Source organism: Colwellia sp. SU-HH01172, from assembly GCF_057553355.1.
The window spans coordinates 16,131-29,928 of record NZ_BAAJMB010000009.1; the positions used below are offsets into that span (position 1 = coordinate 16,131).

Annotated in this window: 12 protein-coding genes; 5 read left to right on the forward strand and 7 right to left on the reverse strand. The window is 40.2% G+C overall.

Going from position 1 to position 13,798, the window contains the following annotated elements:
• The first annotated feature begins 117 nt into the window (after positions 1-117).
• Complete coding sequence (gene rdgC / locus AC27JP_RS18560) at positions 118-1,038, forward strand: recombination-associated protein RdgC (protein WP_487117425.1); 921 nt, start codon at positions 118-120, stop codon at positions 1,036-1,038.
• 63 nt (positions 1,039-1,101) lie between these two features.
• Here rdgC and AC27JP_RS18565 read toward each other — a convergent pair whose 3' ends face one another.
• Positions 1,102-1,944 carry an HDOD domain-containing protein gene (locus tag AC27JP_RS18565; protein WP_487117426.1) on the reverse strand — a complete coding sequence of 281 codons (843 nt, stop codon included), beginning with the start codon at positions 1,942-1,944 and terminating at the stop codon, positions 1,102-1,104.
• 228 nt (positions 1,945-2,172) lie between these two features.
• On the opposite strand from AC27JP_RS18565, the gene trhP reads away from it, so the two are divergent.
• Both trhP and AC27JP_RS18575 read left to right on the forward strand, forming a co-directional pair.
• Positions 2,173-3,534: a prephenate-dependent tRNA uridine(34) hydroxylase TrhP gene (gene trhP, locus AC27JP_RS18570; protein WP_487117427.1), complete on the forward strand. Its 1,362-nt coding sequence runs from the start codon at positions 2,173-2,175 to the stop codon at positions 3,532-3,534.
• Between the two features lie 3 nt (positions 3,535-3,537).
• Positions 3,538-3,783 carry a YfhL family 4Fe-4S dicluster ferredoxin gene (locus AC27JP_RS18575; protein ID WP_487117428.1) on the forward strand — a complete coding sequence of 82 codons (246 nt, stop codon included), beginning with the start codon at positions 3,538-3,540 and terminating at the stop codon, positions 3,781-3,783.
• Between the two features lie 59 nt (positions 3,784-3,842).
• Here the strand turns inward: AC27JP_RS18575 and AC27JP_RS18580 are convergent, their stop codons facing one another.
• The 4 genes from AC27JP_RS18580 to rppH form a co-directional block, all read right to left on the reverse strand.
• Positions 3,843-4,676, reverse strand: a complete 834-nt coding sequence (locus AC27JP_RS18580) for a thymidylate synthase (RefSeq protein WP_487117429.1) — start codon at positions 4,674-4,676, stop codon at positions 3,843-3,845.
• A gap of 153 nt (positions 4,677-4,829) precedes the next feature.
• Positions 4,830-5,621 (reverse strand): sulfite exporter TauE/SafE family protein, encoded by a 792-nt coding sequence (locus AC27JP_RS18585; RefSeq protein ID WP_487117608.1) that lies wholly within the window; start codon positions 5,619-5,621, stop codon positions 4,830-4,832.
• 63 nt (positions 5,622-5,684) lie between these two features.
• Positions 5,685-7,961 (reverse strand): phosphoenolpyruvate--protein phosphotransferase, encoded by a 2,277-nt coding sequence (gene ptsP / locus AC27JP_RS18590; RefSeq protein WP_487117430.1) that lies wholly within the window; start codon positions 7,959-7,961, stop codon positions 5,685-5,687.
• A gap of 217 nt (positions 7,962-8,178) precedes the next feature.
• Positions 8,179-8,685 carry an RNA pyrophosphohydrolase gene (rppH, locus tag AC27JP_RS18595; protein WP_487117609.1) on the reverse strand — a complete coding sequence of 169 codons (507 nt, stop codon included), beginning with the start codon at positions 8,683-8,685 and terminating at the stop codon, positions 8,179-8,181.
• 227 nt (positions 8,686-8,912) lie between these two features.
• On the opposite strand from rppH, the gene mutH reads away from it, so the two are divergent.
• Together mutH and AC27JP_RS18605 are read left to right on the forward strand one after the other, a co-directional pair.
• Entirely contained in the window at positions 8,913-9,581 is a 669-nt protein-coding gene (gene mutH / locus AC27JP_RS18600; protein WP_487117610.1) for a DNA mismatch repair endonuclease MutH, read from the forward strand.
• 119 nt (positions 9,582-9,700) lie between these two features.
• Positions 9,701-11,137, forward strand: a complete 1,437-nt coding sequence (locus AC27JP_RS18605; protein ID WP_487117431.1) for a sensor domain-containing diguanylate cyclase — start codon at positions 9,701-9,703, stop codon at positions 11,135-11,137.
• Positions 11,138-11,162: 25 nt separating this feature from the next.
• Here AC27JP_RS18605 and AC27JP_RS18610 read toward each other — a convergent pair whose 3' ends face one another.
• Both AC27JP_RS18610 and AC27JP_RS18615 read right to left on the reverse strand, forming a co-directional pair.
• Positions 11,163-12,053 (reverse strand): D-hexose-6-phosphate mutarotase, encoded by an 891-nt coding sequence (locus AC27JP_RS18610; RefSeq protein ID WP_487117432.1) that lies wholly within the window; start codon positions 12,051-12,053, stop codon positions 11,163-11,165.
• A 461-nt stretch (positions 12,054-12,514) separates the two neighbouring features.
• Positions 12,515-13,789 (reverse strand): amidohydrolase family protein, encoded by a 1,275-nt coding sequence (locus tag AC27JP_RS18615; protein ID WP_487117433.1) that lies wholly within the window; start codon positions 13,787-13,789, stop codon positions 12,515-12,517.
• Positions 13,790-13,798: the final 9 nt, after the last annotated feature.

Genomic DNA, 13,798 nt, shown 5'->3' on the forward strand with positions numbered 1-13,798 from the left:
GCCTATTGCAGCGGCTAATGGTAATAAATATTGGCGTGCGCAAGGTGAATAATTGCGGTAATATGGCGCTCGTTTTTCAATTATTCGCCCCCAATGTTAGGGCCTAGGATTATCTCAATGTGGTTTAAAAACCTTTACTTTTTTGCTTTTACCCGCCCGTTTGAATGTTCAGAGGCTGATTTAGAAAAACAATTGTCTGAGCATTTATTTACTCCTTGTGCCTCAACAGAGCAATCACACTTTGGTTGGGTTAATGCTCTAGGTAAGCATGGCCAAACCGTGGTACATGCTGTTAATGGCAATTACCTGTTGTGTGCGCGCAAAGAAGAAAAAATCCTGCCTGCTCCCGTTATTAAAGATATGCTTGAGCAAAAAGTGGCGCAACTAGAAGCCGAGCAGTCACGTGGCGCAACTAAAAAAGAAAAAGAGCAATTTAAAGAAGATATTATTTTTGAACTGTTACCACGAGCGTTTTCTCGTTTTAGCGACACCCAAGCCTATATTAATGCCGCTCATAATATTATTGTTATTAACACCAGTAGCCGAGGTAAAGCAGAAGACTTTTTAGCCCTGTTGCGTAAATCATTGGGCACCTTACCAGTTACCACACCTTCTCCAGAAAAAGCACCTGATGAAGTGATGACCGATTGGTTAATCGAAAACAACTTAGGTACAAATTTCCAGCTTGGTATGGAAGCAGAATTTAACGCCTTAGGTGATGATGGCGCTGTGGTTCGAGTAAAAAACCAAGACTTAACCAGTGAAGAAATTAAAGCTCATCTCGACGCAGATAAATATGTCGTTAAAGTTGCACTGGAATGGGATGAGTCTTTATCCTTTATTTTATGTGATGACCTCGCGGTTAAGCGTCTTAAATTCTACGACGTTATTCAAGAGCAAAACGATGATATTGATAGCGATGACGTTGTCGCTAAACTCGATGCAGACTTTGCATTAATGGCTGGAGAGCTTAACCGGTTTATTGATCATTTATTAGCTGAATTTTCACTTAAAGCCAGTGATTATTTAGAAGAATAATATTATTCCATGCTCAAATAAAAAGGCGCTTTTAGCGCCTTTTTTATTTAACACTGAGGCAGATTAACTAAACATAGCTCTGGCGTCAGCTAACAAGCTTTCAAACTCTTCTGACGCCATAAAATCAACATCAGGCAAAATTCCTTTCGTCACATAACTTTTTAATAAAATCTCACGCGTCGAGTCACTTTTAAATATTTCATGGTAAACCGCGCCAGCACGAATAAAATCAAGATAATGGACATCTTTTGGTAACACTGATAAATCGTTCCACGCACTTACCAGTTCAGTGAATTCCTCAGGAAACTCCCATGCCTTGGTTACTTCAATGCCAATCTCATTTGAAAACTTAATAATAGCTTGCTGGATAAAAGCCGGATTCGCAAAAACTTCTGGGTGCCCTTCTGCTTCGGTTAAAATTGGCAAAACACCGATATTATGTATTAACGCAGCTAATGTTATGGTGTCGAGGGTGAATGCAGCATGTTTATTTTTTTGCAAATACAGTGTCATCAGTGTAATTGCCACCGCAGCAACATCAACGGTTTTATTCCACGACTTCTGCATATATTCCGCAATAGTGGCATTGTTAGAAACGAACATTTGCTCAATTGCCATCGCCGTTGCAATGCTTTTGATTTGTCTTAAGCCAATACGAGTAACAGCCTGGGTTACGCTTTCAACTTTAACAGTACGACCAAAAACAACACTATTTGCCACTTTAAGCATGCCTAAAGACAGCGCGGGATCCTGAGATATAATTTCACTCATTTTACCAAGGTTAATTTCCGGATCATCCGCCGCCTCTCTAACTTTCAAGGCAATTTTAGGTAAGGTGGGTAATACCAAAGCATCTTGCTTAATTTTTTCAACAAGTATTGTGTAAAGTGCATTTTCTGCGCCCATAAATCATCCTTTTTTATTAGTGTTATGCTATAAATTAATCTAGCACAAAATATTGAAATTACAGCCATTATTTGATGTTTTTTCAATGAACATTAATGACTAAGCAATTTACGGTAAAATTTTTTCACTGCAGACTTTGATCAAGATCAAGTTAATTCAACAAATTTAAGATGATGTAACTAAAGTAAATTATAATGCGCGACCGCTTTTACTATGTTGAATGTTGTCATGCTCAAACCTGAATTATTATCCCCTGCTGGAAGTCTAAAAAACATGCGCTACGCCTTTGCTTATGGAGCAGACGCCGTATATGCAGGTCAGCCAAGATATTCTCTTAGAGTGCGTAATAATGAATTTAGCTTGGAAAACATAAAAATAGGTATCGACGAAGCACATGCTTTAGGTAAAAAATTCTACCTTGTTAATAACATTGCACCACACAATAGTAAGCTTCAAACCTTCCTGCGTGATATCAAGCCAGTGATCGAAATGGCTCCAGATGCCTTAATCATGTCAGATCCTGGCTTAATTATGATGGTTCGAGAAAACTTCCCTGATATGCCAATTCACCTGTCGGTGCAAGCCAATGCAGTGAATTGGTCAACAGTAAAGTTTTGGCATCAACAAGGGATTGAACGGGTTATTCTTTCACGTGAACTATCATTAGATGAAATTGAAGAAATTCGCTTCCGCTGTCCTGAGATAGAGCTTGAAGTTTTTGTCCATGGCGCACTTTGTATGGCTTATTCTGGCCGTTGCTTATTGTCTGGCTATATTAACAAGCGCGATCCAAACCAAGGTACCTGCACTAACTCTTGTCGTTGGAAATACGACAGCCACCCGGCTAAAGAAACCGAAACGGGCGATATTATAGCGACACAACCTGTTGAAATTTATCTGCCAGAGCAGAAACCTTTTGAAGATGTTGTTTTACTGCAAGAGCAAGGCCGTCCGGGTGAATATATGCCAGCATTTGAAGATGAGCACGGCACTTATATCATGAATTCAAAAGACTTACGTGCTGTAGAACATGTTGAACGTTTAGTTAAAATGGGTGTTCACTCCTTAAAAATTGAAGGCCGCACTAAGTCTTTTTACTATTGTGCACGTACCGCGCAAATTTATAACCAAGCGATGATAGATGCCGTCAATGGCAAAGCTTTCAACGGCAGATTAAATACTGACTTAGAACATTTGGCGCATCGTGGTTATACCGAAGGCTTTTTACAACGTCATCGCCACGGCGATACGCAGAATTATGACTACGGCTACTCAAAAAGTGATACCCAACAATTTGTTGGTGAAGTTATCGGGCGAAATGAAACAAGCGGTTTGATCGAAATCGATGTTAAAAATAAATTTCTAGTCGGTGATGAGCTTGAACTTATGACGCCTGCCGGCAATTTAAGCTTTACACTGACCACAATGCAAAACTTGAAAGGTGAGCCGGTTGACGATGCAAAAGGCTCAGGCCACAAAGTTGCAATCGCACTCGATACCGAGCTTGATTTATCGTTTGGTATTATTATGCGCTATTTAACCGATGGTGGCACAACACGTCATCCATTTGCACAAAATCAGGACAAATAGCTAGTGGCGTTGCTCATAGAAAGTAGCTGCATCAACTGCGATATGTGCGATCCAGAATGTCCAAATGAAGCCATTTCAATGGGTGAAAATGTCTACGAAATTGATGTCGATAAATGCACCGAATGCATCGGACACTATGACAAACCGACCTGTGTTTCGGTTTGCCCAATAGACTGCATCAAGCCTGATCCAGATAAAGTTGAGGATGAAGACACTTTACTGGCAAAATTTATCCGTATGCATGGCTAAATCACATCATTACCATAATAAAAAAGGCGCTAGTTAGCTCCTTTTTTATAGGTAAACGACTATACCGAAATAGGCGCTTTAATATGAGGGTGCGCCTGATAATTTTGCAACTCAAAATCTTCAAAGGTAAAATCAAAAATACTGTTAACTGCTGGGTTAATCCACATATTCGGCAGTGGTAAAGGCTCTCTGGATAATTGTTCTTCAACTTGTTCAAGATGATTCAAATACAAATGGGCATCACCAAACGTATGAACGAAATCGCCGAGTTCTAAATCACAAACTTGCGCAATCATCATAGTGAACAGGGCATAGCTAGCAATATTAAACGGTACTCCTAAGAATATATCAGCGCTACGTTGATACAACTGACAACTCAATTTACCGTTAAGTACGTAAAATTGAAATAATGTATGGCACGGTGGTAATGCTTGTTTTCCTAACGCTGCATTAGCATCAGGGCTAATTGACGTATCGGGCAACAACGCTGGGTTCCAAGCAGTAATAATATGACGGCGTGAGTCAGGATTATGTTTCAGATCATCAATAAGCTGGGCGAGTTGATCAATTGTCTCACCATTTTCAGCTGGCCAATTGCGCCATTGCACACCATAAACAGGACCAAGTTCACCGTCTTCAGTAGCCCAGTCATCCCAAATTTTTACGCCATTTTCCTGCAAATAAGCAATGTTTGATTCACCTTTAATAAACCACAATAATTCATGAATAATGGATTTTAAGTGACATTTTTTGGTCGTTACAAGTGGAAATCCTTTCGCTAGGTCAAAACGCATTTGGTGGCCAAATATACTCTTAGTTCCCGTACCGGTTCGATCTGACTTCTCAATGCCTTCGTCACGTACATGGCGCATTAAATCAAGGTATGCTTTCACTAGGTTTTCCTTAAAAAATCAATAAAACGGGGAGGTAAATGCGATAATAATTGGCTATTAAATTTAACCAGTAGTATTTTTGAATTGCATTTTTCTGTTAGGTAAAATTATGCCTAATAATCACCAACTAGGCAAAATTTTTCTCGGCAGGTTTTAAAGCACCATTTTAATGGCAACCAACATCAAAAATATTGCAAAGCCCTTTTTTAAATAAGGTACAGGCAGTACTTTCGCAACCTTGACGCCAATGGGAGCAAACAATGACGACGTTAAGACAATACCGCATAACGCTGGCAAATAGATAAAACCAAGACTCCACGCCGGCAGGTTAGCTTGTTCAGGGGCAATCACAACATAGCCGAAAGCACCAAATAAAGCCACCAAAATACCACTTGCTGTGGCAACGCCTATTGCCTGGCGCATAGGTAACGAGCAGTACATTAGAACTGGAACCAGAATTGCGCCACCAGCAATGCCCATCAAACTCGCCACTATGCCGGTTAATAAACCAATGAGCTGTAAAACCCAATTTGCTGGCTGGGCGATACTTCGTTCAACTTTAATGGATAAAAACATATATGCCGCTAACATAAACACCGCAGTGGCAAAAAATAATGTTAATGCGTCTAGTGATAACATCCCCGCAATAACAGCGCCTAACATCGCCCCTATTGCCACTGTTGGCCCAATACATTTAGTTACACGCCACGGAATATTGCCATTTTTATGATGAGCAATAGCGGCAGATGATGATGTGAAAATTATCGACGCAAGCGACGTCGCTAATGCCATTGGAAAAGCCAATTCAGCACTGACGCCTAAAGAAGGTAATAGATAAACCAGCACAGGAACTATGATTAAGCCACCGCCAATACCGAGCACGCCAGCAAAGAAGCCGACAACGGCGCCAAGTAAAGTACAAGCTAAAAATACACTTAAGAGCATCGACACGGATTAAGCTTCCATAACTAAAAGAACAAGTTGGATAATTTCAACACAAGCGAGACATTATAATCGCGTATGAACAAAGTCTTCTAAACCTAATGTAAATAATTGTTCATTCATGTAACGATGAACCTTAACGGGGCTGGTAAAGGTTAACACTTTTGCCAAAATTTGTTGCAACTTTCGATACTCAACATGGCGAATTGCCCATTTTACTTTGGCAAGGCTGTGTGCACTCATACTTAAGTCATTATATCCCATTGCCATAAGCAATAATGCACCGGCGGGTTCGTTTGCCAATTCTCCACAAATACAGAGTGGTACCTTTCGCGTATGACTTTTTTGCGCTATGTAATTTAACGCTCGCAAAACCGCAGGGTGATAAAACTCATATAAGCTTGCCACGCGAATATTGTTACGATCAACAGCTAATAAATACTGTGTTAAATCATTGCTGCCAACGGAGAAAAAATCGACTTTCTCGGCTAAGTCGTCCATTTGAAAAATAATACTTGGCACCTCAATCATCACGCCGATTTTTGGTCTCGCTAAAATTTCGCCTGCTGTTAATGCCAATTCCGCACTTAACTCATAATATGCTTGATTAATAAGCCTTTTTGCATCATCGACTTCACTGATACTAGAGATCATAGGTAACATAATCGCTAAATTTTCCAGCCCAAGATTTGCCTTCATCATAGCGCGAATTTGCACTAAAAATATTTCAGGATGATCAAGTGTGATCCGAATACCACGCCAGCCTAGAAAGGGGTTTGCTTCGACAATAGGAAAATAAGGCAGTGATTTATCACCACCAACATCTAATGTTCTCATGGTTACAGGTTGACCAGAAAATGACTCTAAAACTTGCCGGTATAGTACAGTTTGCTCTAGTTCAGACGGGAAACAACTTCGGTTCATAAAAGGGATTTCTGTGCGATAAAGCCCGACCCCTTCTGCGCCAACATTATGCGAAAACTCAAAGCCCGATGACAAACCACTATTAACCAACAACCCTACTCGATGGCCGTCTAGAGTGACTGCAGGCAAGTGTGCTACTTTGCTAACCTGCGCTTGTAGCTGAGTTTCGGCTAATAAAATATGACGATATTCATTGATCAAAGCCTCATTCGGCGCAATATGTAGCTGGCAAGAATAACCATCGAGCACTACTTCTTGGCGATGCAGTTGACGAATGGCAATATATTCTATCCCCATTATCGCAGGAATATTTAGCGCCTTAGCCAAAATCGCTGCGTGCGAGTTATTTGAGCCGCTCAATGAAACAATGCCAAGTAAGCCTTGATGTTGATACTCAGCAATCATAGAGGCGGTTACATCTTCGGCAACCAGAACAAATTGTTGTGGTAATTTCTGCTCTTGCGCCTTAAGGTTTTGCAGGTTTTCTAACAACCGATTGCCTAGATCTTTTATATCACTGGCTCGCTCGCGTAAATAGTCATCTTCAAGAGCTTCAAATTGTATAACATAACCATCAACCACTAATTTCAATGCACTTTCTGCATTCCAGCCTTGTGTAATTTTATTGATAACTTCCGTTTTAAAATTATCACTTTCAAGTAACTGTTTATAAACTTCAAAAATATCTAGGCTATTGTCTAAGATTATGGTTTTTAATTTACTGCCCATAACCGTAAAATCAGCAAGAGTGTTGCGCACTGCGTCATTAAACCGATGCAATTGTTGCTCACTATCGGCTTCTTTTATAACGGCAACTGTCGATAAGTTAGCGGATGGATGCACAACGATCATTTCGCCAATTGCTACCCCTGGTGCGCCACCAATACCTTTAAGGGTTTTAATCGCATTTTTGCTATAATCGTACAGCCCTATCAAGCCTTGTGCTTCAATGCTTGCTATCGCTGTTGCTAACTGCGCAGAGAGCGTGACCAGAAAAGCTTCTTCATTTTCGGTAAAGAAACGCGCTTGTTCTTGTTGTACCGTCAGCACACCGAGCACTTTCCGCTGATGAATTATTGGTGTCCCCAAAAACGCATTGTATTGATCTTCTTCAACTTCTGGGGCGTGTATAAAATCAGGGTGCTGCTGGGCATTGGCAATATTTATCGGTTCTTCTCGCTGGCCCACTAAACCAATAAGCCCCTCGGTAAAGCCAATACTGGTGCGGCAAAAAGCACCTTCGGCCAAGCCATCTGAAGCCATCAAAATGAAATGTTGCTTTTGGTGATCGGCTAAATATACTGAACAGCACTGGGAGGATAGTGCATCTTTCACTTGCGTCACTAAACGTAATAAGGCTTGATCAAGCTCAGCAGCTTGACTAAATTCTAAGACTATTCGACGCAGAGTGGTTAGCATTACAATCCTTATAATTATATGTTTGCAGGTAGGTTCAGTACGTATGTGATATTAACATTAGCCTAAGCTCAGTAAAGACAGTGTTAAATCCTGTTAACAGAACTTGCTATGACATCCTTTTTCATAACATTTCCTCAATATTCAAAGCTTTTAAACTAAATAGCTCACCGCAGTGAGCTATTTACATTACATAATAATAATCTAAGGCCAATAATATTTAAGCTCGACGTCGACGACGGTCTTGACGATAATTTGGCATGGCTGCTAGCGAAAACTCTTTCATCACTTTACGATAAACTTCACGCTTAAATGACACAACTTGCCTTACCGGATACCAGTACGAAACCCAGCGCCAGTCATCGAATTCAGGGTGATCTGAATGCAATAAATCAACTGCCGACTCTGGTGCCGTTAATTTTAGTAAAAACCATTTCTGTTTTTGACCAATACAAACGGGTTTACTCTCGTGCCGAATTAACCTTTTTGGTAATTTATATCTTAACCAGTGCTTGGTGGTTGCGACAATTTTAACATGCTCAGGTTTTAAACCAACTTCCTCATTTAGCTCCCGATACATGGTTTGTTCAGCAGACTCACCTTCGTCAACACCACCTTGTGGATATTGCCAAGAATGTTGACCAAAACGCCTAGCCCAAAATACTTGTCCCCTGTCATTGATTATTACTATGCCGACGTTGGCTCGATAGCCTTCGGCATCTATCAAAGGAACTCCTGACAGCATTAATAATGTCATTGATTCTTCCATACTCTGCACCTTGGAGCAAATAAATATTGCTAGAAATCATTGTTTTTCTATATCAAGCTCTTGGTTTAATTATTTGCTGAGCTTTAAGTACAGAAAATTCACTGTCATAATGCGCTTGCTCGAAGCCGTCGAGATACATAATAATAGTCTTAACACTTGCGATAGAAGAAAGCTCATTGAAAAGTATCAATATTCCTAAAAACGAAGCAGAATTACTTGCCCGTGCACAAGACTTAGCAGGCATGACACTTGGGGAAATAGCTGAGCTAGTTAATGTCGCGGTACCAAAAAATTTAAAGCGAGAGAAAGGTTGGATTGGCCTACTACTAGAACAAGTATTAGGTGCGAGTGCAGGTTCTCGACCTGAGCCAGATTTTCCGCATTTAGGCATAGAACTAAAGTCACTGCCCATTAGTTATCAAGCTAAACCACTGGAAACAACTTTTGTTTGTGTCGCACCGCTGACTGGTTTAGTCGGGGCACAATGGCAAACTAGCCATATTCGTAATAAATTGGCTCGGGTGCTATGGGTGCCGGTAATTTCTGAGCGCGAAATTCCAGTGGCACAACGACTTGTTGGCACACCCTTTATTTGGTCTCCGTCCGCTGAAGAGGAGCAGTTACTGGCACTCGACTGGCAAGAATTAACCGATATGATAGTACTAGGTGATGTTGAAAATATTCACGGTAAACATGGGCAAGTGTTGCAGTTACGGCCTAAAGCCGCCAATAGCCAAGCGAAAACCCAAGCATTTAATCGCCACGGTCAACCTTTTCAAACCTTACCGCGTGGTTTTTACCTAAAAACCAATTTTACCCAGGCCTTATTACAGAAATACTTACGGATAAATTAGCCAGCCTACGTTACCTATGTTTATTGAATTAACATTGTCATAATAAAAACATGGCTTAAATTTTACAATCGCGCTATAAATAAACTAGAAACATAGACATTGGCTAACGAAAACACTGCATGAAGTTTGGAAATAAGTTTGATCGTTACATCGCTGTAACTTTTTTTGTCACCATAATCACCGTCATTCTAACCTCGTATATTACCTTCCGAGAGATTATTAATAGCCATAATAAACAGCAACATGCCGCAATAACACCATTATTTTCCTTAGTCACCAGCGAAATTCTTCGACCGCTAAGTGTCGCCAACTTTATGGCTAACAATCAACTGGTTATTGACTACGCCGCTAGTGATAAAATTGAAAAAGAATACTTAATTTCATACTTAGCAAGAATTTCCAAATCTTATAATATGCTGGCCTTTATTGCGTTAGAAAAACATAACTTAATGGTGGACTCTAATGCCAAAGAAACCAAACTGAGTAGCGATGCCGCTGAATGGTATCATCGCCTAAAAGATCTTCCTGGCGATCAGTTCACCGATATTGGCAATGCCGAAGACCCTCACCTATATTTTGACAGTAAAATACTAAATCAAGATAACAAGTTTTTAGGCTTTACCGGTGTTGCTATTGATTTAAACTATTTTGCTGGTAAGTTTCAGGAATTCAGTGAACGATTCGGTTTTGAGCTTTATTTTGTTGATAAAAATAACATTATTACTTTATCTTCCAACGCCATCATGAAAACCGAGAGTCATCATAGAAAAGACGCTATTGCGCGATTAAGTGACCTTGATTGGTATCAATCGTTAACGACCAACAATCGTGCAGATTTAAATTTAAGTAACGAAGTCATGTATACCACTGAAAATGGTTTACTGATATCCCAAATGCCGATTCAAGAATTAAACTGGCGTATGTTTATCGTCTCACCACCAGCATCAGAACAAAATGAATATTGGAAAATATTTATTGGTCGGTTTGTCATTTTCTTTTTAATCTCATTTATTTTTTATATTGTTTTACTGAATATCATTAGCTATTTTAAATCGAAATTAGTAAAAGATTCTGAAACTGATTTTCTCACCCAATTACCTAATCGCAGTCATATTCACTGGCGCTTTGATGACATAGCAAAAGCTAATGACAGCCTTTGTGTTGTGCTAGCCGATATTGATAATTTTAAGCAAATTAATGATACTTATGGCCATTTAGTTGGTGACGATGTACTACGTATAATCTCGGAACAGTTATCGCAAACCTTACGTCAAATTGATGTTATTGGCCGCTGGGGTGGAGAAGAATTTATCATGTTATTGCCTGAAACTACGGCTAGCCAGGCATTAGTCATTGTTGAACGTATTCGAGAAAAAATCGCCAGTATTTCATTTCCTATTTCAACCACTAGTGGTTCATTCTCAACAACAATCAGTTTTGGTATCTGCCACTTGCCTATTGAAAATAGAACCATCAATGATTTTATTTCCGGAGCCGACAAAGCGCTTTATGATGCAAAAAATAATGGCCGAAACCAGAGTGTAATTTTTAACTAGAACAGCGATTTACATCCAAACAGCATTAAAAATTGTCAACGACTATTTGCTGACTAATGCTTACACTAGCTTGACTAGCAATGGCTTGCCAATGAGTATTTGCCGCCTCTAAGCAAACAAACTCTTGCTCACTTTGTGCATGCATATCAGGCATGGTAGTTGCGGTTTGACCTGGATTCCATAATACCCATTGCTGACAATTATCACTGGTCACGGTTATTGCTCGTTGCCAACCGTTATCAATAATGGTTTTACTATCACCGTTGTGATAAATACGATCAACTGGACCAAGACAATTTTCAAGCGTTGAAACTTGCTTTTTTCTCCCTGATAACTTGTCATCATAAGCAAAAGAATCAAAACCCTGAATACTAACCTGCTTAGGATTACTGACACAAAAATAGCTGTGTAATGCCGCAGTATATTCAACGGTATGTTCCGATAAATTTGTCATGGTCAATGTCTGTTGAAATTGTTCAGAAAACACTAAGGTTTGTGTTAATTTAAAAGCCGCTGGCCAGTGCGTAGAATAATGTTTGCCACTTAAGGACAGCACAATAATAACTTCGGATTCATTTACTTCAATATCATCTAAATGCCACTGACTTTGCCTAGCAAAACCATGATTATTGGCTTTATCTATATTGCCTTGAGCAGACTTTACTTCACCACCAAACCAAGGCCAACAAATAGGAATGCCACCACGAATAGCCTGTGATGTCGAATATTGACTATCATCACTTAACCAAAAAATAGCTTGTTGCTTTTGGGGTTGCCACGACAATACCTGGCCACCATATAAACTTACCGCACCTTGACACTTATCGTGATAAAATTTTATTCCTCGCAGACTTTCACCTAGTTGGTATAACTCTGCATGACCAAATTCATTTTTTAATAATACTTCTGATGTCATTGGCTTCCACTTATATTCAACACTTGTTAAGCTAACAGTTTAGAAGATCATAAATGCGGATGAAAGCACAAAAGTATTCCAGCGGGGTTTCATCACTCCCCAGAGTTGTTGCAACTGAGTAGCTGAAACTTCACCCAGTTAGTGATGCGACTATGCGCTCCTACCTGCGTGCACCCGCAAGATAGCAAAAAACCTTTACATAAAAAAACCACGCCTGCGCGTGGTTTTAGTCAAACATTCACTTTTACCAAGCGAACATGCTACTTAACCTGAACTCGGGATAATGAGAATGAAAAACATAACTGTTTCAAAGCATTATCAACACTCAATCGACAGTAGTGGTATTTATGTCGAGTTCAAGGCGTTTAAGTGTGCCCAATAACGAGTTATTGGCAACTTAAACAACGCAGAAATAGGCTTTAATAGCGCTGCTGTAGCATTTTGCTTGTCCCGAGCTCAGGTTACTTAGAATAAGCTCTTGGCATGTTACTCTCTCGCATGTAACGCTCACGCAATTTATCTTGTCGACTTTCGGTTGAATACTCTTTGCCATCAATCCAAATTTTAGCAACAGATGAGCTTAATTCGAATGGATCCGCACTCCACAACACTAAGTCTGCTGCTTGACCAACGGCAACTCGGCCGCTCTCTAAGTTAAACGCATCGGCAACATTAGCGGTAACAGCAGCTAAAGCATCAGCACGTGATAAGCCATTTGCGATGGCATTACCGGCATGAAAGCGCAGTTGATACAAGTTATGAGTATCGCCATCAACAGTTAAAGCAACATTTACACCTGCGTTAGTTAGCTTGGCTGCATTCTCTAATGAAGCATTTAGTGAGTCAAAACTGCCGGGTAAATTGTCCAGTGCGGCCATCACTACAGGCACTTTCGCCTCAGCTATTTTGTCGGCAATTAATACCGCATCTGCCGCACCAACCAGCACCAAATCAAGGCTGTAGCTTGCTTTAAGTTTCAATAGTACCAATAAGTCTGTTGCTCTATCCGCATAGGCAACTAACGCTTTGTCACCAGCAAGCAAGGCATTGATCACTTTCGCCTCACGGCTAGGCTCTTTAGCATCCTTTTTATCTTTGCCTTCTTTTTTGTCTTTAGTATCTTTTTTCGACTTTTCCTTCGCTAGTTTTTTAGCGGCATCCTCAAGCTTAACTTGCAATTTTTGTAGCGCTAATGCTCTTGAACCTTTACTTTTTGCGCCCAGGTCAATAATCACATTATCATTACTTATCCGCACACTATCAAATTCACCGGATAAGTCAGCCACAAAAGTTTGACCTTTAAACATATCGTCGCCACCGCGTGGGGCAACAACATTACTAGTTATGCCGCCTTTACGGCTATATGGAATAACCGTGGAGCGAGGGTTAAACGCTAAACTTGCGTCAAAGGTAATATCGGCTTTCTTGTCTCGAGCATCGCGGCTTCTCGATACTGCACCAACTTCAACTAGACCCAATTGATTCATAGAGCCAATAAAGCCAGGTGTTAAAATTTTACCTTCGGCATCGATCACAGTATCTGCAGTGACACTGTCAGGATTAATAGCGATAACCTTGCCATCTTCAACAACAACCGTTGCGTTGTTAAGAACGCCTTGTTCAGTCACGGTATGAACCGTTGCGTTAGTTATAGCGAAGCTTTCAGCAAAGCTGCTATGAGAACTCGCTAGTGCCAAAGCAATTAACGATGATTTAAATAATTTAAAATGCTTCATTGTTTTCAC

Excerpts from the sequence above, each read along its gene's own strand:
- rdgC (WP_487117425.1), top strand. The coding sequence starts at position 118 with ATGTGGTTTAAAAACCTTTACTTTTTTGCTTTTACCCGCCCGTTTGAA.
- AC27JP_RS18565 (WP_487117426.1), bottom strand. The coding sequence starts at position 1,944 with ATGGGCGCAGAAAATGCACTTTACACAATACTTGTTGAAAAAATTAAG.
- trhP (WP_487117427.1), top strand. The coding sequence starts at position 2,173 with ATGCTCAAACCTGAATTATTATCCCCTGCTGGAAGTCTAAAAAACATG.
- AC27JP_RS18585 (WP_487117608.1), bottom strand. The coding sequence starts at position 5,621 with ATGCTCTTAAGTGTATTTTTAGCTTGTACTTTACTTGGCGCCGTTGTC.
- ptsP (WP_487117430.1), bottom strand. The coding sequence starts at position 7,961 with ATGCTAACCACTCTGCGTCGAATAGTCTTAGAATTTAGTCAAGCTGCT.
- AC27JP_RS18605 (WP_487117431.1), top strand. The coding sequence starts at position 9,701 with ATGAAGTTTGGAAATAAGTTTGATCGTTACATCGCTGTAACTTTTTTT.
- AC27JP_RS18610 (WP_487117432.1), bottom strand. The coding sequence starts at position 12,053 with ATGACATCAGAAGTATTATTAAAAAATGAATTTGGTCATGCAGAGTTA.
- AC27JP_RS18615 (WP_487117433.1), bottom strand. The coding sequence starts at position 13,789 with ATGAAGCATTTTAAATTATTTAAATCATCGTTAATTGCTTTGGCACTA.